19 protein-coding genes are annotated in these 21,047 nt (G+C 71.2%); 10 read left to right on the top strand and 9 right to left on the bottom strand.

All coding sequences use genetic code 11. The features are described from left to right. Positions 1-37: 37 nt before the first annotated feature. A complete protein-coding gene (locus PH203_RS07135; protein WP_289917611.1) occupies positions 38-1,273 on the top strand; it encodes an endonuclease/exonuclease/phosphatase family protein in 1,236 nt (411 codons plus the stop codon). Positions 1,274-1,420: 147 nt separating this feature from the next. Here PH203_RS07135 and PH203_RS07130 read toward each other — a convergent pair whose 3' ends face one another. The 4 genes from PH203_RS07130 to PH203_RS07115 all read right to left on the bottom strand — a co-directional run bounded on the left by PH203_RS07130 (position 1,421) and on the right by PH203_RS07115 (position 5,365). After that, positions 1,421-2,197 (bottom strand): ABC transporter ATP-binding protein, encoded by a 777-nt coding sequence (locus tag PH203_RS07130; protein WP_289917608.1) that lies wholly within the window; start codon positions 2,195-2,197, stop codon positions 1,421-1,423. A 74-nt stretch (positions 2,198-2,271) separates the two neighbouring features. Further along, positions 2,272-3,075, bottom strand: a complete 804-nt coding sequence (locus tag PH203_RS07125; RefSeq protein ID WP_289918274.1) for an ABC transporter permease subunit — start codon at positions 3,073-3,075, stop codon at positions 2,272-2,274. A gap of 499 nt (positions 3,076-3,574) precedes the next feature. Beyond that, entirely contained in the window at positions 3,575-4,369 is a 795-nt protein-coding gene (locus PH203_RS07120; RefSeq protein WP_289917606.1) for an ABC transporter permease, read from the bottom strand. Between the two features lie 21 nt (positions 4,370-4,390). Next, positions 4,391-5,365 carry an ABC transporter substrate-binding protein gene (locus tag PH203_RS07115; protein ID WP_289917604.1) on the bottom strand — a complete coding sequence of 325 codons (975 nt, stop codon included), beginning with the start codon at positions 5,363-5,365 and terminating at the stop codon, positions 4,391-4,393. Between the two features lie 115 nt (positions 5,366-5,480). Between PH203_RS07115 and PH203_RS07110 the strand changes: the two genes are divergently transcribed. Beyond that, positions 5,481-6,737: a cytochrome P450 gene (locus tag PH203_RS07110; protein ID WP_289917602.1), complete on the top strand. Its 1,257-nt coding sequence runs from the start codon at positions 5,481-5,483 to the stop codon at positions 6,735-6,737. Here PH203_RS07110 and PH203_RS07105 read toward each other — a convergent pair. The 3 genes from PH203_RS07105 to PH203_RS07095 all read right to left on the bottom strand — a co-directional run bounded on the left by PH203_RS07105 (position 6,709) and on the right by PH203_RS07095 (position 10,662). Continuing rightward, positions 6,709-7,917: a damage-control phosphatase ARMT1 family protein gene (locus PH203_RS07105; RefSeq protein WP_289917600.1), complete on the bottom strand. Its 1,209-nt coding sequence runs from the start codon at positions 7,915-7,917 to the stop codon at positions 6,709-6,711. The genes PH203_RS07110 and PH203_RS07105 overlap by 29 nt on opposite strands. 22 nt (positions 7,918-7,939) lie before the next feature. Beyond that, a complete protein-coding gene (locus tag PH203_RS07100) occupies positions 7,940-8,587 on the bottom strand; it encodes a ScbR family autoregulator-binding transcription factor (RefSeq protein ID WP_289917598.1) in 648 nt (215 codons plus the stop codon). 272 nt (positions 8,588-8,859) lie between these two features. Then, the gene (locus PH203_RS07095; RefSeq protein WP_289917596.1) at positions 8,860-10,662 is read right to left on the bottom strand and encodes a S8 family serine peptidase; all 1,803 of its coding nucleotides are present in this window, start codon (positions 10,660-10,662) and stop codon (positions 8,860-8,862) included. Positions 10,663-11,013: 351 nt separating this feature from the next. Between PH203_RS07095 and PH203_RS07090 the strand changes: the two genes are divergently transcribed. Further along, positions 11,014-11,955, top strand: coding sequence for a lytic polysaccharide monooxygenase (locus PH203_RS07090; RefSeq protein ID WP_289917594.1), 942 nt, complete (start codon positions 11,014-11,016; stop codon positions 11,953-11,955). A gap of 23 nt (positions 11,956-11,978) precedes the next feature. Next, positions 11,979-12,341: a hypothetical protein gene (locus PH203_RS07085; RefSeq protein ID WP_289917593.1), complete on the top strand. Its 363-nt coding sequence runs from the start codon at positions 11,979-11,981 to the stop codon at positions 12,339-12,341. 45 nt (positions 12,342-12,386) lie between these two features. On the opposite strand, the gene PH203_RS07080 is transcribed toward PH203_RS07085, so the two are convergent. Continuing rightward, positions 12,387-13,037: a Tat pathway signal sequence domain protein gene (locus PH203_RS07080; protein WP_289917590.1), complete on the bottom strand. Its 651-nt coding sequence runs from the start codon at positions 13,035-13,037 to the stop codon at positions 12,387-12,389. Positions 13,038-13,668: 631 nt separating this feature from the next. Between PH203_RS07080 and PH203_RS07075 the strand changes: the two genes are divergently transcribed. The 3 genes from PH203_RS07075 (at position 13,669) to PH203_RS07065 (ending at position 16,961) form a co-directional block, all read left to right on the top strand. After that, a complete protein-coding gene (locus PH203_RS07075; protein ID WP_289917588.1) occupies positions 13,669-14,340 on the top strand; it encodes a DUF6230 family protein in 672 nt (223 codons plus the stop codon). Beyond that, complete coding sequence (locus PH203_RS07070; protein ID WP_289917586.1) at positions 14,340-14,804, top strand: DUF6114 domain-containing protein; 465 nt, start codon at positions 14,340-14,342, stop codon at positions 14,802-14,804. Before PH203_RS07075 ends, PH203_RS07070 begins: the two co-directional genes overlap by 1 nt. Before the next feature lie 882 nt (positions 14,805-15,686). Beyond that, complete coding sequence (locus tag PH203_RS07065; RefSeq protein ID WP_289917585.1) at positions 15,687-16,961, top strand: cytochrome P450; 1,275 nt, start codon at positions 15,687-15,689, stop codon at positions 16,959-16,961. 36 nt (positions 16,962-16,997) lie between these two features. Here PH203_RS07065 and tatA read toward each other — a convergent pair whose 3' ends face one another. After that, positions 16,998-17,201 carry a Sec-independent protein translocase subunit TatA gene (gene tatA, locus PH203_RS07060; protein WP_289917584.1) on the bottom strand — a complete coding sequence of 68 codons (204 nt, stop codon included), beginning with the start codon at positions 17,199-17,201 and terminating at the stop codon, positions 16,998-17,000. Between the two features lie 170 nt (positions 17,202-17,371). Here tatA and PH203_RS07055 point away from each other — a divergent pair, with 170 nt between their 5' ends. The 3 genes from PH203_RS07055 (at position 17,372) to PH203_RS07045 (ending at position 21,034) form a co-directional block, all read left to right on the top strand. Further along, positions 17,372-18,898: an LCP family protein gene (locus PH203_RS07055; RefSeq protein ID WP_289917583.1), complete on the top strand. Its 1,527-nt coding sequence runs from the start codon at positions 17,372-17,374 to the stop codon at positions 18,896-18,898. Between the two features lie 85 nt (positions 18,899-18,983). After that, positions 18,984-19,808: an SAM-dependent methyltransferase gene (locus PH203_RS07050; RefSeq protein WP_289917581.1), complete on the top strand. Its 825-nt coding sequence runs from the start codon at positions 18,984-18,986 to the stop codon at positions 19,806-19,808. 218 nt (positions 19,809-20,026) lie between these two features. Then, complete coding sequence (locus PH203_RS07045) at positions 20,027-21,034, top strand: substrate-binding domain-containing protein (RefSeq protein WP_289917578.1); 1,008 nt, start codon at positions 20,027-20,029, stop codon at positions 21,032-21,034. The last annotated feature ends 13 nt before the right edge of the window (positions 21,035-21,047 follow it).

Raw genomic sequence — 21,047 nt, 5'->3', positions numbered from 1 at the left:
TCACCCGTTCACGTGTCCCCTCCACCCCGGAGTCCCGATGAACCACGACCACAGAGCCCTCTCCCGCCGTACCGCGCTCGCCGCCGTCGCCGGTGCGGCGCTCGCCGGGGCCACCGCGGTCCCCGCGTCGGCGTCCGGCCGCCGCACGGTGCGCTTCGCGACCTTCAACGCGTCCCTGAACCGCGGCACCCAGGGCGCGCTCGTCACCGACCTGTCCACCCCGGACAACGCCCAGGCGCGCAACGCCGCGGAGACCATCCAGCGGGTCGACCCGGACGTGCTGCTGATCAACGAGTTCGACTATGACGACGCGGGTACGGCGGCCCGGCTGTTCCTGCGGAACTATCTAGCCGTCGGCCAGCGCGGGGCGGCGCCGATCCGCTTCCCGTACCACTTCACCGGGCCGGTCAACACGGGCGTCGCCTCCGGCGTGGACCTCGACGGGCGCAACGGGGCGGTCACCACGCCGGGTTCGGACGCGTACGGGCAGGACGCCTTCGGGTACGGCTGGTTCCCGGGGCAGTACGGCATGCTCGTGCTCTCCAAGTACCCGATCGACGCCCGCGCGGTGCGCTCCTTCCAGCGCTTCCTGTGGAAGGACATGCCGGGCCATGTGATGCCGCCCGGTTACTACAGCGACGAGGCCCGCGCGGTCTTCCGGCTGTCGTCCAAGAGCCACTGGGACGTACCGGTCCGCATCGGCCACTCCACCGTGCACTTCCTCGTCTCGCACCCGACACCGCCCACCTTCGACGGCCCGGAGGACCGCAACGGCCGGCGCAACCACGACGAGATACGCCTGTGGGCCGACTACATCTCGGGCCCTCGCCGCAGCTCCTACCTGTACGACGACAAGGGGTGCCGCGGTGGTCTGCGGCCGGGGTCGCGGTTCGTGATCGCGGGTGACCTCAACGCGGATCCGTACGACGGGGACAGTTACGACCATGCCGTACGGCAGTTGCTGGAGCACCCGGCGATCCGGCTTCCCGCCACGCCTCCGGCCAGCGCGGGCGGGGTGGAGGCGGCGCGGCTCCAGGGCGGCGCCAACGCCTCCCACATCGGCGACCCGGCGTACGACACGTCCGACTTCAACGACAACGCGCCCGGGAATCTGCGGGTCGACCACGTCCTGCCGTCGAAGGGGCTGGAGCCGCTGGACAACGGCGTGTTCTGGCCGACGACGGACGACCCGCTGTACCGGCTGGTCGGGGGCGGGGCGAACCAGCCGACCTCGGACCACCGGCTGGTGTGGCAGGACGTGCGGGTGAGCTGACGGAGGTGGGGGCGGCGCGGGCCGTGTGCCGGGGCCGGGTGCCGGGTGCCGGTTGTGCGGTCGGCCGAGTACCGGGCGCGCGGGCTCGGTTCGCGGCCCTGCGTGCCGGGCCGGGTGGAGTCCGTCGCGGTCGGCAGTGTCCCCGGATCACGGCCCTTCCGGCGGACCGCCTGCGCGCCCGCCCCGTACCGCCCGTCCCACCTCCGCCCGGAGGGCCACGAACTCCGGCAGGCCGCGGGTGGTGATCTGCTCGCGCTTGCCCGGGAGTCGGACGGGGAGGTCGAGGACGATGCGGGAGCCGGGGCCCGGGGAGAGGACGACCACGCGGTCGCCCACGTAGACGCTCTCGTCGATGTCGTGGGTGACGAAGACGATGGTCGTGCCGTCGGTGCGGTGGACCTCCAGCAGGAGGTCCTCCAGGTCCTCGCGGGTCTGGGCGTCGAGGGAGCCGAAGGGTTCGTCCATGAGCAGGAGCGAGGGGCGGCAGACCAGGGCCCGGGCGATGGCGACGCGCTGCTGCATGCCACCGGAGAGCTGCCAGGGGTGGCGTCTGGCGGCGCCGTCGAGGCCGACGCGTTCCAGGATGCGCTCGGCCTCGGCGCGACGCTCGGCTCTTCCCAGGCCCCGGCGGCGCAGGGGGAGGGCGACGTTGTCGCGGACGGTGAGCCAGGGGTAGAGGGAGCGGCCGTAGTCCTGGAAGACGACCGCGAGCCGGTCGGGGACACCGGTGACGGGGGTGCCGTCGACGGTGACCCTGCCCTCGCGGGCGGGCAGCAGTCCGGCGACGGTGCGCAGGAGGGTGGACTTGCCGCAGCCGGACGGCCCGACAACACACAGGAGTTGGCCGTCGGGGACGGTGAGGGTGAGGTCGGTGAGGACCGGGTGGTCGCCGTAGTACTGGCCGACCGCGTCGAGGCGGAGCATGCGGGTGCGTCACCTGGCCCGGGGGTCGTGGGGTGGGGACGGGGATGGGGATGGGGGTGGCTGCGTACGGGTGGTCATGCGGGCGTCGCCCTCCCCCTGCCGACGAGCCGTTTCTCGACCGCCAGCAGGCCCGTGTTGAGCAGATGGCCGAGGGCGCCGAGCAGGACCAGGGCCGCCCATACCGTGAGCAGGTCGGAGCGGGTCTGGGCGTCGGTGAGGGCGAAGCCGATGCCGTTGGCGGTGCCCGGCAGCAGTTCCGAGAACACCATGAGGATCAGGGAGAGGGAAAGACTCAGGCGCAGGCCCGCGAAGATGCGGGGCAGCGCGGAGGGGAGGATGAGGAACCAGAGCCGTTCGACGGGGTTCAGGCGGAGGACGGCGGCGACGTCGAGACGCAACGGGTCGGTGTTGCGGACGCCCTCCGCGGTGTTGATCAGCACCGGCCAGACGGCGCTGAACACGATCGACGCGATCTGCATCGGCGTACCGAAGTCGAAGACCACGACGAAGACCGGGACCAGGGCGGGCGGTGGTACGGCCCGCGCGAACTGCAGCACCGGATTGCACAGCGCATACGCCCGCCGCGACCGCCCCACCGCGACGCCGAGCGCGATCCCGGTGACGGCGGCGATCCCGAACCCGGCGCCCATCCGGCCGAGGCTGGGCAGGATGTCGGCGACGGCGGCCTCGGAGAGGAACGCGTGGCGGGCGGGGCCGGAGAACCACAGGTCGTGGGCGTGGCGGGCGATCCGGCCGGGCGGCGGGAAGTAGACGCTGGCGTGCGCCCGGGCGGCCGCCTCCCAGACGGCCACGGCGAGCGCGAGCACGAACCAGCGGAGGAGGGCGTGCCGGAGCGCGGCCGGGGTGCGCCTGCGCAGCAGGGCCTGCCGGGTTCGGGGCTCAGCCGTCCCGTTCACTCGGCTCCGACGCCCTCGACTCCGACGCCCTCGACTCCGGCGCGCGGAGCCTCGGGGCGGCCGCATCCGCGTGAGCAGTCCGCCAGGTTGTGCGGCTCCCTGCTGCGCCGGTCCACCGCCCGCGGGACCCCGCTCCCTGCGCTGCCCGGCCTCGCTCGGGCCCGACACCGGGGCGGGTGCGAGGCCGCGCTCAGCCGCCCCCGGAGCACGCACACCTTCCGCGGCCCCCTCCTCGCCGGCGCGACCGGCCCCGGCCGCAACCTCCTCCGCGCCACCGCCATCAGGCCCTGCCGCTCCCGAACCCCACGCCCTCTCCCCCGCCCCCTCCTCTCCACCGCGACCGCCCCCGGCCGCAACCTCCTCCGCGCCACCGCCATCAGGCCCTGCCGCTCCCGAACCCCACGCCCTCTGCCCCGCCCCCTCCTCTCGGTCGCCCGTCCCCCGCCCACCGCTCATCCCATCACTCCGTCACTCCGTCACCCCGGTGCGCCGGCGTCCACGGGAACAGCCGTCGCTCGCCCCACACCAGCACCCCGTTGATGACCAGCCCGAGCGCCCCGGCCCACACCACCCCCGCCAGGACGTCCCGCGTGCCGTCCGTGGCCAGGCTCGCCTGGGCGATGAAGATGCCGAGGCCCTCGCCGAAGCCGGCCAGGATCTCGGTGGCGACGGCGAGGACGAGGGCGACGGCGGCGGAGATGCGGATGCCGGCGGCGATGAAGGGGGCCGTGCCGGGGAGTTCGACCCGCAGGAGGACCGAGAGGCGGCCGAAGCCGAAGGCGCGCAAGGTCTCCTTGGCCAGCGGGTCGGTCTCGCCGAGGCCGTAGACGGTGTTGAAGAGGATCGGCCAGACGGAGGCGTAGGTGATGAGCGCGACCTTCGTCTCCGTGCCCGAGCCCAGGAGCAGGGAGACCAGGGGGATCAGCGCCACCGATGGTAGGGGGCGCAGGAATTCCACGATCGCGCGTACCGCCGCGTCGACCACCGGCACGCTGCCGAAGAGGAGGCCCAGGGGGACGGCGATGGCGCAGGCCAGCCCCAGGCCCAGCGCCCAGGCTCGGAGGGTCTCGGCGACGTACTGCAGGAACAACCCGTCGCCCGCCAACTCCACCGCTCTGCCCAGGACTTCGGAGGCGGGTGGGAGATAGGCGCGGCGGACGATCCCCGCCCTGCTCACGACCTCGCACACGGCGAAGGCGAGCAGGACGCCGAGCGCGCCCAGCCCCCACTCCCACCGTCGCCCCGTCCGCTTCACGTCACTTCACGTCACTTCACGTCACTTCACCAGGAGCGTGACCGGATCAATCTGTTTGCTCAACATCCCCTGCTTCCGCATGAGTTGAGTGATCCGGCCGATCTGTGCGCCGTCCATGGTCTCGGGGAACACCGGCAGGTCGATCGACTCGGCCTGCTTCTCGGTCACCTTGGTGTAGGTCGGCAGGATCTTCCGCACGGCGTCGGGATCCGAATCGGCGATCTTCACCGCCGCCTTGAGGGCCCGCTGGAACGCGGCCAGCGTCCCGGCGTTCTCGGAGGCGTACTCCTCGGTGGTGATGTAGCCGCTGAGCGGGATGTTCTGCACCGGCGCCGCCGCCCCGTCCACCAGCACCCGCGCCCCCAGCTCGTCCTGGATGGCGCTGTCGAAGGGCTCGACCGCGTGCACGGCGTCGACCTGGCCCTTGTCGAGGGCGGTGCCCATCTGCGGGAAGGGGATCTGCCGGTAGACGGGCTTTCCGGGGGCGCCCTGTTCGGCGAGGATCTCGTTGAAGGTGAGTGTCTGGACGTTGTTGAGGACATTGACGGCGAGTTTTCGTCCCGTGAGGTCGGCGACGGACTTGATGTCGGAGTCCTCGGGCACCAGGACGTCCATCATCTTCGGCGCGGCCCTGATCGCCTCGGCGACGACGCGGATGTCGAGGGTGCCCTTCTCATGGGCCTGGAAGTAGGTCACGTAGTTCGCGCTCGCGACCATGTCGATCTGCCCTTTGGACAGGGCCGGAAGCGCCTGCAGGCTCTGCTGGATCTGCTGGATGCGGACGTCCAGGCCCTCCTTCTCGAACAGGCCGCGGTCCTGCGCGAGGTAGAGCATGGCGCAGTCGACCAGGGGCAGCGCGGCCACGGTGACCGCCCGCCGCCCGTCGTCCGTGGACGCGGAGTCGTTGTCGTCGCCGCAGGCCGTGAGCGCGAGCGCGAGGGCGATCGCGGCGGCCGCCGCCTTTCCTCTTCCCGAACACAAGGGACGTGACGCCATCCGCGCATGATGACCGCTCGATTGGCATGATCACTACATACAACCCGGCCGAATCGTGGAAGTCCGGAGCATACGAGGGTGGCGTGGCCGGAACCCGTGGGCCACCGTGGGTCGTATGACCTCCACCGCGGCCGGACTCGAAGTGTTCGACCCCCGGCGGTACGCCACCGGGGTGCCGTACGACGCCTATCGCCTCCTGCGCGATCACCACCCCGTGGTCCGGCTGGACGAGCCGGAGGTGCTGGGGTGGCCGGCCGGGCCCGGGTTCTGGGCGGTGACCCGGCACACGGACGTCGTACGGGTACTCAAGGACTCGGCGGCCTACTCCTCACACCTCGGTGCCACCCAGATCCGCGATCCGGATCCGGACGACCTGCCGTTCATCCGGCGCATGATGCTCAATCAGGATCCGCCGCAGCACGGGAGGTTGAGGCGGCTCGTCAGCCGGGCCTTCACACCGGGCCGCATCGGCCGCTTCACCCAGGTGGCCGAGGAACGCGCCCGCACCCTGTTCGCCGGCGCTCTGGAGACCGCCCGCGCCGGGGACGGCACCGTCGACCTCGTCGCCGCGGTGACCGACGACTACGCCCTGCTCAACCTCGCCGACCTGCTCGGCGTCCCGGAACGCGAACGCGGACTGCTCCTGCACTGGACCCGGCGGGTCATCGGCTACCAGGACCCGGACGAGGCCGACGCCCCCGTGCTCGACGCGGCGGGGAAACCGGTGAATCCGCGGTCGCCCGCGATGCTCAAGGACATGTTCGCCTACGCGCGCCGACTCGCCGCCTACAAAAGGCGGTATCCCGCCGACGACGTCATGACGGCCCTCGCCCACGACGCCGAACTCGCCGACGCCGAGCTGGAGATGTTCTTCTTCCTGCTCACGATCGCCGGCAACGACACCGTCCGCAGCGCGGCACCCGGCGGACTGCTGACCTTGGCCGAGCACCCGCGGGCGTACGAGCGACTGCGGGACGGGAGCCATGAACTCGGCGCCGCAGTCGAGGAGTTGCTGCGCTGGTATCCGCCTGTGCTCACCTTCCGGCGCACCGCCGTGCGGGACACCGAGCTGGCCAGGCGGCGGATTCCAGCGGGTGACAAGGTGGTCGTCTTCCACGCCTCCGCCAACCGTGACGAGCGTGCGTTCGAGGCACCGGACCGGCTCGATCTGTCCCGTGCGCCGAACCCGCACGTGTCCTTCGGGGACGGCCCGCACGTCTGCCTCGGCGCGCACTTCGCGCGGCTGCAGCTACGGGTGCTCTACACGGAGGCGCTGCGGGTGCTGCCGGTCCTGCGGACCGCGGGACCGGCCGGGCGGCTGGTGTCGAACTTCATCAACGGGCTCAAGTCGCTTCCTGTGCAGGCCGTTTGACCGCCCGCACCTGGATCAGCGCATGCGTGCCGCCGGTCCGCCACCGCTGTCCCTCCGCCGCCACCAGCTCGGCCTCCGTCTCGGGGGTCAGGCCGGTGATCACGTCGGACTTCAGGGTGCGCAGGGCCGCCACCGGGCCCGGGAAATATGCGGTGACATCGGCGAAGGACGTCGTGGGCGGCCACTTCCGATCGCCCACCAGACGGCGGTAGTTGAGGTCGCCCTTCAAGACGGTCAGCGTGGCTTCGGCGAACTCCGCGCGGAGGTCGTCGGGCATGGCCTCGTACGGCAGCGGGGCGCAGGAGAAGGGATGGGCGCGGACGGTGAGGGTGCCGTCGGTGAGGGCCGACCACAGGGTGCGGCCGTATGTGGAGGCCGCGCCCGGCGCCCCGGCCAGGCGGCGCACGGCGTCGATCACGTCGGCGGTCGTGGCGTCGGAGACGTAGTACGGGTACGGCTTGACGTGCAGGACGGCCCGTCGGACGCGACCGTGGGCGAGGAGGTGGGCGATCAGCAGGAGGTCGGGGACGAGTTCACGGCCGGCGTTGTCGGCGACGAGGCAGAGGGTGCCGGTGCCGTCGAGGAGCGGCCACAGGGCGGCGCTGTCGTCGGCGACCAGGCCCGGGGCGGCGTCCCGGCCTTCGGCGTCGGCGTCGGAGAGCCGGAAGCCGAGGTCGGCGCGGTTGCCCCAGAGGGAGCCGTGCAGCAGGGCCGTGGCCCGTTCGTCGACGGGGCGGCCTTCGAGGGAGTCGAGGGCGGCCAACTCCTCGTCCGTCTCTGGGGCGTCCAGTTCTGCGAGCTTGAACGGGCGGAAGGGGTCGATGCCTTGCCAGGGGCCCGGGGTGAAGTAGCCGACGGCGTCGAGGAGCCGGCGGTAGAACCAGCTCTCGGACCAGAGCCAGGGGATGTCGAACCAGGAGCGGCCGGCGTAGGTGTCGGCTCCCCAGACCGACCAATCGGCGCGGTCGCGCGAGTCGTCCGCGAGCGGTTCCACAGTGCCCTTCGTGCAGTTCTCGAGAAGGGCGTCGAGCGCGCGGTGCTGTTCGGGGCCGTAGGGGAACGCCTCCCGCACCTGACGCACGATCGCGGGGTGCCGTTCGGCGAGCACACTGTGCGGGAACGAGCCGGGTTCGTCACCGAGGATCACGGGAGCCGCGGGGGCGGGCGGGGTCTGGGGCATGGGCGCCACCGTACCGCCCGGATCAGACGGTTCTGATCTCCCGCTCCAGCTGGGTGACGAGGCTGAGATAGCGGGCGCGGCGGGGCACCGTCACCATGCCGCGGATCAGGAGGTGCCACATCTCGGCGAGCCGGCGCGGGTGGCGGGTGACGGGTTCGAGGTGGTGCCCGACGACACGGGTGCCGACCAGGGAGGACACGAGGGAGTGGGCGGCGGCCTCGACATCGATGTCCGTGTGGAGATCGGTCTCCTTGACCGCGGCATGGAGCGTGCGGGTGGTGAACTCCAGGCACTGCGTGAACGGGTGCGGAACGGCAGGTGGGAGGGCCAGTCCGTCGGTGGCGAGCCGGAGTCCCGCGCGCGGGACCGGGCCCTCGACAAAGAGGCGGGCCATCGCGAACGTGGTGCGGATCAGGGCCTCGAGGGCGGTGGTGCCGCGGCTGCCCATCTCCGCGGCCAGCCGTTGCAGGTTCCTGGACTGGAGCTCCAGGATGACGTGGGCGAGGTCCTGCTTCGCGGCGAAGTGGAAGTAGAGGGCGCCCTTGGTGACTTGGGCGTGCTCGACGATGTCGCTCAGACTTGTCGACTCGTATCCACGTCGGTCGAACAGGTCCGCGGCCGCGGTGATGATCGCCGTACGGGTCTGTTCGGCTCGTAACTGCCTGGCCATAGAAGGGAGTCTCCTGGGGGCGCGATGGCCCCACAAAAACAGGCCATGCCGTTTGTTTCTTACTCCCCGTACACGATATCTCACCGTCCGACCGCTATCACCGGGCACTCGAACTCCGTCCAGTCTCCAGTTCTCCCACAACTTGTAGATCATTTATGGCGGCGGAGAGGTGACCCCGGAAGGAAACGGGGCGGTCGGTACTGAAAAAGGCGGGCCGGCCGGTGCCCCATCCGCACCGGCCGGCCCGCCTGCTCACTACGGGCTCAGGAAGCTCAGAAGGTCAGCTTCCAGCTGTTGAGCGTGCCCGTGTCCTGCGCGGCCGTGTCCTGGACGCGCAGCTTCCAGGTGCCGTTGGCCGTCTCGCTCGAAGCGTTCACCGTGTAGGTGGTGTTGATGTTGTCCGCGGAGTCCGAGGAGCTCGCTGCCTTCAGGGTGTACACCGTGCCGTCCGGGGCGACGAGGCTGACGACCAGGTCACCGCGGTACGTGTGGGTGATGTCCACCGCGACCTGGAGCGCCGAGGGGGCGTTGCCGCTGCGGCCGGTGACCGCGATGGAGGACTCGATCGCCGAGCCGTTGTCCGGGATGGCCACCGCGGCGGTGCTGGAGAAGGTGGTCCCCGTGGTCGTACCGCCGCTCACGGCCGCGACCGTCTTGGCGGCGTCCGCGAGACCGGCGCCGCAGCCGCCCGAGCAGGCACCCGGCAGGGCCCGGGCGTTGTTCTTGATGGCGGTCTCGATCTGGGCCGGGGTCAGCGAGGAGTTGGCCGACTTCAGCAGGGCGGCGAGGCCCGCGATGTGCGGGGTGGCCATGCTGGTGCCCTGGTAGTAGGCGTAGTTCTCGGTGGACGCGGTGGTGGCGCCGGAGTTCAGCGTCGACAGGATGCCGTTGGCGGTGCCGGTGCTGGTCTGGCCGCCGGGGGCCGAGATGTCCACGAGCGAACCGTAGTTGGAGTACGACGCCTTGGCACCGGTCCGGTTGGTCGCGGCGACGGATATGACGTTGTTGCAGTTGCCCGGCGAGTGGTTCGCGACGTTGTCGTTGTCGTTGCCCGCGGCGACGGCGATGACGGTGCCGCGGTTCACGGCGTTGTTGATCGCGGTCTGGGTGGCCGAGGTGCAGGCACCGTCGCCACCGAGGCTCATGTTGATGACCTTGGCGACATTGGCGTTGGCGGGGACACCGGAGACCGAGCCGCCGGACGCCCAGGTGATGGCGTCGATGATGTCGGAGTCGTAGCCGCCGCACTTGCCGAGGACGCGCAGCGGGGAGATCTTCGCGCCGTAGGCGATGCCCGCGATGCCCTTGCTGTTGTTCGTGACCGCGGCGATGGTGCCGGCCACGTGCGTGCCGTGCCAGGAGGAGCTGGACGCCGGGACGCCGGAGCCGCACTCGCCCGCCGCGTAGTGGTCGCCCGGGTCGGCCGGGTTGCTGTCACGGCCGTTGCCGTCGACGGAGACCGCGGTGTCGGAGATGAAGTCGTAGCCGGCGACGATGTTCGCGGCGAGGTCGCTGTGGGCGACGTAACCGGTGTCGATGACGGCGACGGTGACGCCGGAGCCGGTGGTGGTGTTCCAGGCACCGGGGACGTTCATACCGGCCGTGGACTCGAACAGGTCCCACTGCTTGGCGTACTCGGTGTCGTTCGGGTCGGCCTGCGGGGTGTTCAGACGGTCCGGCACGACATAGGCGACCTGCGGGTCCGCCTTGTACTCGGCGACCACGTCGGCGACATCGGTGCGGGTCAGGTCCGAACCCAGGTCGACCAGGGCGGCACCGGTGCCGAGACGGCGCTGGAAGTCGAGGTCCTCGCCGGCCTCCTTGCCCTTGGCGACGGCGTCGGCCTCGGCGGCCTTGTTCGACTTGGCCTCGCTGGCACCGGCCTTGTAGCCGACGATCAGGCGCTCGGCCGTGATGCCGGGAGCGGCCTCGGTCTGGGCGGCGGGCACGGCGGCTGCCTTCGGGGCGGCGGCCTCCTGGGCCGTGGCCACCGTGGCGCCGGCCGCCGTGAACAGTGCGGCGGAGACCGCGGCGACGGAGAGCGTCTTCCGTCGCAGGGAGGGGGAGGTACGCAAGGGCTTGCCTTTCGTAGCCGTTTCCGGGCAGGGCGGAGCACGGCGGTCTGATCGCTTCGTCGGTGAAGCGGCGGGGGGCGGTTCGAAAAGCGGCGCGGCGGCCGGCCAGGCGCGTCAGCCGATTGCGTAAGGGGTTACCTGTGGTTCGGCTGTGGTCGAACGATAGGCAAAGCCAAGGTCATGTGAATACAGGGGAAACCCTAGATCCGGCCGGAAAGCCACCCTCGCCATCAGGGAGTTGAGCGTGAATGAACCCTTTTGATCCTTCCGTCCCGCACTGAACGCGCCGGGCCCGTTTTCCGTACTGCACGGGAGCAAACCGTTCCCGCGCCGGCCGAGGAGACGTCCCGGATGCCCCGGATGACCGCACACCGCACCGCCCTGGCCGCCACCGCCGCCGCTCCCCTGCTGCTCGGCGTGTGGGCGGCGGGCCCCGCGCAGGCGCACGGCGCGCCGACGGATCCGGTGAGCCGGGTGTACGCCTGCTCGCCCGACGGGGGCGCCCGGGCGGGGACCGCGGCCTGCCGGGCCGCCGTCGCCGCGAACGGTACGTCCTTCGCGGCCTGGGACAATCTGCGCATCGCGAACGTGAACGGCCGTGACCGACAGACCGTCCCCGACGGCGAGTTGTGCAGCGGCGGCCTGCCGGCCTACCAGGGCCTCGACCTCGCCCGCGCCGACTGGCCGTCGACCCGGCTGGCCCCGGGGGCGGCGATGACGATGACGTATGTCTCGACGATCCCGCACACCGGCACGTTCAAGCTCTTCCTGACGAAGCCCGGTTACGACCCGACGCAACCGCTGACCTGGTCCGACCTCCCGTCGCGGCCCTTCGCCGAGAGCAAGGACCCGGCGCTGACGAACGGCGCGTACCGGTTGCGCGCCACGCTCCCGTCCGACCGGACCGGCCGTCATGTGCTGTACACGATCTGGCAGAACAGCAGCACGCCGGACACCTACTACTCGTGCTCGGACGTGGTGTTCCCGGCGGCGGCGAGCGAGCCGGGCGGGGACGAGGACAAGGGGGCCGGGAAGAGCAGCCCCTCGGCATCGGCGCCCGCGTCGGCCGGCACCCGGGCCCGGACCGGCGACAGTCCCGCCCCGACGCCCACGCGGACTCCGGCGCCGGCCGCCGAGCCCCGTACGACGGCTCCCGCGCCCGACGCCACCCCCGTGGCGGCCACCGGCGGCACCGGATCCGGCCCCTCGGCGCCTATGGTGGCGGGCGGTGCCGCCGCGGTGCTGGTCCTGACCGCGGCCACCGCCCTCGCGCTGCGCCTGCGCCGGGGGTGACCCGACGGGAGAGACGCACAGCGGTGAAGCAGTGGGAAGACGACGAGTACTGCCTCCACATCAACTCCCGGGAGGGCGCCGACCTGTGGAGCGTGCTCGCCGACTGGACGCAGAGCGAGGACGAGGAGGAGTGGAGGCGGCACATTCCGCGCTTCGCCCGTCTCATCGCCTGCTGGCAGCCCCTCGGCTTCATCCGGGTGTTCCGGTCGGACGAATGGCCCGCCGACCGGACCGGCGAGGAGGTCACCGGCGCCGCCCTGACCGGGCTGCTCGCCGACCCGGTCAGCTGGGAGTACTCCGAGCACCCCGTCGAGTGGATCTGTGTCACCCCGGGCGCCCGCGAGATCTCCGAGCTGGAGGACGGCATGTGCGCCGGTGACCGGTAGCGGTGCACCGCTACCGGTCACCGGCGAATTCCGCCGTACGTCGGGTCAGTTGACGTAGACCGCCGCGCCGCCGGAGGTCACCGGGCCGTACTTGGCGGTCCAGTAGCCGCTGCTCGGGCAGAGCGAGGAGCCGGAGGTGCGGGAGAACTGCTGGTTGGTGAACTGGATGCTGTTGTCGGTGTTGGAGGAGGTGCCGGCGAGGCTGCCGTTGGTCGCCTGGTAGACGCAGGTGACGCTGCCCAGCAGGGTGCGGAGCACGACGGTGGTCTGGATGGGACCGGCACTGCCCGGAGTCACGGTGACGCTGCCGTCGGAGGCCACGCTGGTGGTGTAGGCCAGGTTGTTGACCGTGACGCTGGTGACGCCGAGCACGCCCACGTTGTTCGAGGTGCAGTTGCTGAAGGTGTGCCCGGTGAGCGTTTCGGAGGCGGTGCCGGGAGCGGTCGGGTTGCTGTCGACCGTCGCGGTGAACTGCGAGGTGGTGCACGTGATGCCCGTGGTGCCGGTCGCGCTGGAGTAGAGCGTCGCCGTGGTGCCGGCGGCCAGGCCCGCGGTGACCTGAGCCTCGGCGGCGACGGCGTCGCCGGCCGGGGAACCGGTGGTGAGGACGGTGTCGGCGGCCGACGCCGGGCCCACGGCCGAGAGGGTGAGGGCGGCGACGGCGGCGGTGAGGGTGAGCAGGGATCGCGTACGCATGCGGGTTTGCCTCATTTCCGAGGTGGGGGGTGGAACGGGGTGGGGGGACGCGACGCGGCGTCCGCCGTCGCCGGCTCGTGACGCCTTCTCCGTACGTCACGGGCAGGCGACGGCAACCGGCCGGCGACCGGCCGGAGAGCCGTGGGGTGGCCTCCGGCCGGGCCGGGCGGGGCGGGGCACTCGGCACGGACCGAGGGGGGAAGCGACCGTGTGGGTGCCTGGGAGGAGGCGGGCGCAGAAGACGCCCGCGGCGGACAGGACGTCCGGGAAGCGCGAACGGTGTCGCGCGACGGATCCGGCGCCACGGATCCGGTCTGAACAAGGCAGAGTTGTAGACCTGATGGTCAGTCAACGTCAAGACGAAACAAGGGAGTTGACGAATAGTCAACTGCTTTGCCGGGCCCCTGGAATTCCTTGACGCACAGGTGAGGCACAACCAACACCCTTTTTTCACATCTCCCTTGACCCTTGAATGTAACCACGGGTAACTTCCTCATCGGCTACTGCGGAGTAGCGAGAAAGCCCTTGCGGCCGCCGGGAGTTGTGAAGGAGCGCCTCCGCATGCGCTGTCCGCGCCAGGACAACGTGCCACTGACGCCAGACCGCACTTTCTATGCACCTGGGAGCAGACATGGCCTCGTCCTCGGACGTCTCTTCGTCCGCCGACAACACCCCCGAGAACCCGGAAAGCGGTTCCTCGACCGAGCCCGTCAGACGGGGTCGGGTCCGGGCCCGCCGGGCCGCCGTGATGGCCGTTCCGGCCACGCTGGTCGCCGCCACGCTCGCGGTCCTGACCGCGGAGGGCGCACTGGGGGTGCAGTTCGCGATCTCCGGCATGCCGTTCACGGTCACCGCCAAGGAGCTGAACGGCACGGGCTTCGAGCAGTTCGGCGGGCTCGACAACATGGCGGAGAACAGCCCCAACGCGGGTGATACCGGGGGCCAGGTGCTGGTCGTGACCTCCGCGATCAAGAACGCGACGCTGGACAGCCTGTGCCAGAGCGTCAACCTCGGCGGGATCAACCTGCTCATCAAGGCGGGCCAGGGCTCCCAGAAGGTCACCGCCACCGACCTGACCACCGACTCCACGGAGCTGTCGGGCGACGCGGCCTTCACCAACATCGAGATCGGCAACGACGCCAGCACGCTCACCAAGGCCGGGGTCAAGGGCCCGCTCGGGGTCTTCAGCCAGCAGGCCGACACCGTGCACATCGCCAATCTGCGCCAGACCAACTATGCGACCACCGCTGCGGTGTTCAAGCTTCCCGGTCTCAAGCTCAGCTTCAGCGAGTCGGGTTGCTGATGTCGGACGCCGCTCCACGCCGGGGAGTGAGGTCGGCCTTCCGTGACTGGCGGGCCGACCGTCCGTTCTGGGGCGGGCTGTTGCTCGCCCTGGGCGGGGCGGAGATCCTGCTCACCGAGAAGGCGTCACTGAAGGTCGTCCTGCACATCGGGATGCAGGGCCTGGCCGGTTATCTCCTGCCGGCCCTGATGGTGGTGCTGGGTCTGCTGACCCTGTTCAACCCCACCCAGCGCCTCTTCTACTCCATCACCGGGGTGCTGATCACCCTGGGCACCTGGCTCACCTCCAACATGGGCGGCTTCTTCATCGGCCTCCTGCTCGGTGTCACCGGCAGCTGCATGGCATTCGGCTGGCTCCCGGACCAGGAACCACGGGTGAGCCGACGCAAGCGCCGGAAGGCGGCGAAGTCGGCGAAGGCGGCCCTGGCAACACCCATGGGACCGGAGGCCGGCGAGCCGGCTTGAGCGCCGGAGGCGGGCGAGGTCGCTTGAGTGCCGGGGGTCGACTGGGCGGGCTTGAGTCCCGGGATCGACCAAGTGGGCTTGAGTCCCGGGGTCGACCAAGTGGGCTTGGGCGCCGAGGCTCGACCAGGTGGGCTTGGGTGTCGGAGGCCGACCGGCTTGCTTGGGCGCCGGAGCCGACCAACGGGCCTTGAGTGCCGGAAGTCAGCCCGCTCGCTTGGGTACCGGAGGCGACCGGTCGGCGGGGCGGCGCCTGCGCCCACCCGGGCCACCCCTGACGGTGCGCCCAGCCGCAGGCCGAGCAGCGCGGGTTACCCAAGGCCGACCCGCCCGCTTGTAGAGCCGCAGGCCGACCGGACGGCGGGGCGGCGCCTACGCCCACCCTGGCCCCCCTCGCGGCGCCCACCTGGGCCACCCCTCGCGGCGCGCCCACCGCAGGCCGGGCGGCGAGGTTGGCAAAGGTCGGCCCGCTCACTTGGGCGCCGGAGACCCACCGGCCTGCGGGGCGGCGCCAGCGCCAGCCCTGGCCCCCTGGCATCGCGCCCACCCGCAGACCGGGCAGGGAGGTTGCCAAAGGTCGGCCCGCTCACTTGGGCGCCGGAGACCCACCGGCCTGCGGGGCGGCGCCTGCGCCCACCCGGACCACCCGGGCCACCCCTGACGGTGCGCCCAGCCGCAGGCCGAGCAGCGCGGGTTACCCAAGGCCGACCCGCTCACTTGGGTGCCGCAGGTCGGCGGTCGGCGGATGGTGCGCTGGCCACCTGCGCGGCGGAGGTCGGCCGAGTCGCTCGAATCCGGCTAGTGGCTCACTCCGCGCACTCGCGCCGTCACCCCCGGTCCGCCTAGCGTGGCCGGGACGAGCAGCCGAGTGCGCAGGGGATTTCCATGGAGTTCAGCCACCCGATCGCGATCGACCCGACCGGCCGTGACATCCAGGGGGAGGCCGCCCGCATCCGGGCCCGTGGCCCCGTCACCCCGGTCGAACTCCCGCATGGCGTACCGGCCTGGGCGGTCTCCAGCCCCACTCTGCTGCGGCGGCTGCTCGCCGACCCGAGGGTGTCGAAGGACGCGCGACGGCACTGGCCCCGCTGGATCGACGGCGAGATCAAGCCGGAGTGGCCGCTGTTCAGCTGGGTGGCCGTGCAGAACATGTTCACGGCGTACGGCGACGACCACAAACGGCTGCGCACCCTCGTCTCGAAGGCGTTCACCGCCCGTCGTACGGCCGCCCTGCGCCCCCGCGTCGAGGAGATCGCCTCGGCCCTCCTCGACCGGGTCGCCGCGGCCGGCGCCGACGGCCAAGTCGTCGATCTACGCGAGGAGTTCTGCTACCCGCTGCCCATCCAGGTGATCGGCGAACTGCTCGGCCTGCCGGAGGAGCAGGGCCCCGAGCTGCGGGCCGTGGTGGACGGCGTCTTCCACACGTCGGCGGACCCGGAGCAAGTCGCCGACATCTACGCCCGGTTCTATGCGGCGCTGCGTCAACTCGTCGCGACGAAGCGGGAGTCGCCGGGAGACGACCTCACCTCGGCCTTGATCGCGGCGCATGAGGGGGACGGTGCGGGAGACGAGGCCACCGGCGCGGCCCACGGGTCCCGCCTCTCCGAGCAGGAGCTTCTCGACACCCTGATGCTCATGATCAGTGCCGGTCACGAGACCACGGTCAACCTGCTCGACAACGCGGTCCACGCCCTGCTGACCGACCCCGAGCAGCTCGCGCTGGTGCGTGCCGGGCGGGCCTCCTGGGACGACGTGATCGAGGAGACCCTGCGGGTGCACGCGCCGGTGGCGAGTCTGCCGCTGCGGTACGCGGTCACGGATCTGTCGCTCGGTGAGCTGGGCGGGCCCGAGGGTGCGGTGATCCGGGAGGGCGAGGCGATCCTGGCCGCGTACGCCGCCGCGGGCCGCGATCCGGAGCACCACGGCGAGGACGCCGAGGTCTTCGACGTCACCCGCACCGACAAGGACCACCTGGCCTTCGGACACGGCGTCCACCACTGCCTGGGCGCACCGCTGGGCCGGCTGGAGGCCCGGGTCGCCCTGCCGGCGCTGTTCGCACGCTTCCCCGGGCTCACCCTCGCCGTGGCGCCCGGGTCGCTGGAGCCGGTGGACTCGTTCATCTCGAACGGCCACACGGCACTGCCGGTGCGGCTCGGCTGACGTCCGGCACGGCACGGCCGAGGCCCGCCACGGCGCTCACTGCGTCGTGGCGGGCCTCTCCGGTGTCGTCGGGGCCGCGACGGCGTCGTCGTCCTTCATCGCCTTCGCCTCGCTCTTGAGGATCCGCATCGACCTGCCGAGCGCCCGCGCGGTGTCGGGCAGCTTCTTCGAGCCGAACAGCACGATGACGACTATCGCCACGATCAGCAGGTGCCAGGGTTCCAGTCCGTTACGCAGCACGGCCGCGCCCTCCTTCTTCTTCCCGACTCGCTTCTTCTCAACTCGCTCTTACGTCGGTCGAGCACACTTGCCCCGGCCGGCCGTCGGATGGCGGTTGCCACGCTGCGCAACTGTACAACTCGGGATGAACAAGACAAACCCCCGATAATGCAAGCAAGAGGGCGGCACGGATGTCGATCACCAGTACGCGGAGGCCACCGCCCGCGCGGCACAGACACGGTGGCGGTCGCCGGGCCGGCCGCCGCCGGGGGCGCGGCATACGGCTCGCGCTGCTGATCTGTCTCTCGGTCGTGGTGCTCGCGACCGCGGGCGCCGGCTGGCTCTATCTCAAGCTGGACGGCAACATCAACACCTTCGACGCGGGCGGTCTCTCCGACCACCGCCCCGATGCGGGCTCCTCCAAGGGCGAGAACGTCCTGCTCATCGGCTCCGACGCCCGCACCGGAGGCAACGACCGGCTCGGCGGCGGCGACAAGGACGACATCGGCCGCTCCGACACCACCTTCCTGCTCCATGTCTACGCCGACCACCGCCACGCCCTCGCGGTCTCCATCCCCCGCGACTCCCTGGTCACCATCCCGCCCTGCAGGCTCCCCGACGGCAGCTGGACGAGGACGCAGACCGACACGATGTTCAACGCCGCGTACTCCACCGGCGAGACCGCCCAGGGCAATCCGGCCTGCACCCAGAACACCGTCGAGCAGCTGACCGGGCTGCGGGTGGACCACACCGTCGTCGTGGACTTCAAGGGGTTCGCCCGGCTGACCGACGTGGCGGGCGGGGTCAAGGTGTGCCTGCCGCAGAACGTCTACGAGAACGACCTCGACCCCCACCGCACCACCCCGGGCAGGCTGCTCTTCAAGAAGGGGGTGCAGACCGTCTCCGGGCAGAAGGCCCTCGACTACGTCCGCATCCGCCACGGCATCGGCGACGGCTCCGACATCGGCCGCATCAAACGCCAACAGGCCTTCGTGGCCAGCCTGTTGAAGGAGGTCAAGAGCAGGGACCTGACCCCCACGAAGCTGCTGCCCCTGGCGGACGCGGCGACGAAGTCACTGACCGTGGACCCCGGGCTCGGCTCCGCCGACAAGCTCATCTCGTTCGCGATGTCGCTCAAGGACATCGATCTGCACAACACCAAGTTCGTGACCGTCCCTTGGCGGTACGACGGCTCGCGCGTCGCCGTCGTGCAGCCGGACGCGGACGAGTTGTTCGCCTCGCTGAAGGCGGACCGGACGATCGACGGGAAGAACGCGGGCGGCAGGAAGCCGGGCAGCGGCAAGGCGGGGAGCGGGACGACGACCCCGACGCCCACCGCCTCCCCCGTCTCCGGCAGCGGCATCGAGGTCGCCGTCTACAACGGCACCACGGTGACGGGGCTGGCCGCGCGGGCCGCCGCCACGCTCACCTCGGAGGGCTTCACCGTCACCGGTACGGCGACGGCGGCGACCCAGGACCACACGACGACCCTGATCGAGTACGGGGCCGGCGAGTCGGCGCACGCCCGGACCGTGGCCGCGGCCTTCCCGGGGTCCCGTCTGGAGTCCGTCACGCGGGCCGGGGTGAGTGTCGTACTGGGACAGTCGTACGCCGACACCGCCTCGGCGTCCGCCGCGCCGACGGCGGTACCGAGCGAGGTGGCGGACGGAGCACGGTCGGCGGACGACGACCCCTGTTCGGATCTCACCTACGGATGATGGCGGCTTCCCGCACAACTCCCCGGCTTTTGATGGGAGGTTGATCCCTGAACTCGTTACGGACGACTCGACGGGAGGGGCAACATTGCCCGCCAACGAACAGCCCACCGACCGCACCGTCCACTTCGACACCGAGACCGCGCACGCCGCCCGGATCTACGACTACATCCTCGGCGGCAAGGACTACTACCCCGCCGACCAGGAGGCCGGCGACGCCATGTGCCGGGAGTGGCCCGCGCTGCCGGTGCACATGCGGGCCAACCGGGACTGGATGAACCGGGCGGTGCGATGGCTGGCGGCGGAGGCCGGGATACGGCAGTTCCTGGACATCGGCTCCGGCATCCCCACCTCCCCGAACATCCACGAGATCGCCCAGTCCGCGGCCCCTGACGCCCGGGTGGTGTACGTCGACAACGACCCGCTGGTCCTCACGCTCTCCGAGGAACTGCTGAACAGCACCCCGCAGGGACGGACCGCGTACGTCGAGGCGGACATGCGCGACCCGGCGGCCGTCCTGGAGTCCCCGGCGTTCCGCGAGACCCTCGACCTCGGCGAGCCGGTCGCCCTGACCGTCGTGGCGATCGTCCACTTCATGCTGGACGAGCACGACCCGGTGGGGATCGTCCGCCGTCTCCTCGAACCGCTCCCCTCCGGCAGCTACCTCGCGATGTCCATCGGCACCGCCGAGTTCGCCCCGGCCGAGGTCGGCCGGGTCGCCCGCGAGTACGCGGCCCGTGACATGCCGATGCGGCTGCGCACCCACGCCGAGGCCGCCGGGTTCTTCGAAGGCCTGGACCTCGTCGAGCCCGGCATCGTCCAGGTGCACAAGTGGCATCCGGACGGCGCGGGGACCGGGACGATCCGGGACGAGGACATCGCGATGTACGGGGCGGTGGGGCGCAAGCCGTAGCCGGCCGTATACAGCAGGTCCGCACCTGAACATCACAAAGCGGGCGCGACAACTCTCCGCATGTGGTTGCTCACTTGACTACTGGTGGTCACACACGGTTGGCTCCGACCAGCGAGAATCACCCGGACGGCGGATGCCGTACGACGTGCCGAACACCGTCCGGGGGTCCCTTCTCGCTGTTCCTCCAGCTCGGCCGCTCAGCGAGGTGCCGCACCGTCATGAACACCCCCCCTCCTCCACCTCCCGCCTCCCACAGAGCCGTTGCCGCCCTGGCCGTCGCCGGTTGTCTGCTCGTCGCCGGCTGCTCCGCGTCCGGGGGCACGTCGGACTCCGGCGCGGCCTCCGCCGGGAAGGCGGGCGGGGCCGGGCTCAGGATCGCCGTCATCACGCATGCCGGTGAGGGGGACACCTTCTGGGACCTGGTGCACAAGGGCGCCGAGGCGGCGGCCGCGAAGGACGGGATCGAGCTGACCTTCGCCGGCGATCCGGACGCCGCCGGGCAGGCCGAGCTGGTGCGGGACGCCGTACGGGAGAACGTCGACGGCATCGCGGTGACCCTCGCCAAGCCGCAGGCGATGCAAGGTCCGGTGGCCGCGGCGAAGGCGGCGGGTATCCCGGTGGTCGGGCTCAACTCCGGGATGGGGTCCTGGCAGTCGGCGGGGCTGCTGGAGTTCTTCGGCCAGGACGAGAGCGTGGCCGGACAGGCCGTCGGCGACAAGCTGGACGGACTCAAGGCCCGGCACGCGCTCTGTGTGATCCACGAGCGCGGCAACGTGGCCCTGGAGGCCCGCTGCGCCGGGGTGCGGAAGACCTTCGGCGGCGACACCGAGAACCTGTATGTGGAGGGCACCGACAGCGACGCGGTCGCCGGCACGATCACCGCCGAGCTGCGACAGGATCCGACGATCGACGAAGTGGTCACCAACGGAGCCCAGTTCGCGCTCACCGCCGTCGAGTCGGTGAAGGAGTCGGGCAGCAGGGCGCGCGTGGCGACCTTCGACCTCAACAAGGACCTGGTCAAGGCGGTCAGGAGCGGTTCCGTGCAGTTCGCGGTGGATCAACAGCCCTATCTCCAGGGGTATCTGGCGGTCGACTCGCTGTGGCTGTACCGCACCAACGGCAATGTCAGCGGTGGCGGGGTGTCCCCGGTGCTCACGGGTCCGGCGTTCGTGACGAAGGCGAACGTGGACGCGGTCGCACAGTTCGCGGCCAACGGCACCCGCTGACCGTACGGATAGC

The sequence above is a fragment of the Streptomyces sp. S.PB5 genome (genome assembly GCF_030403745.1).
GTDB lineage: Bacteria > Actinomycetota > Actinomycetes > Streptomycetales > Streptomycetaceae > Streptomyces.
This window is presented reverse-complemented; position numbering and strand designations above follow the sequence as displayed.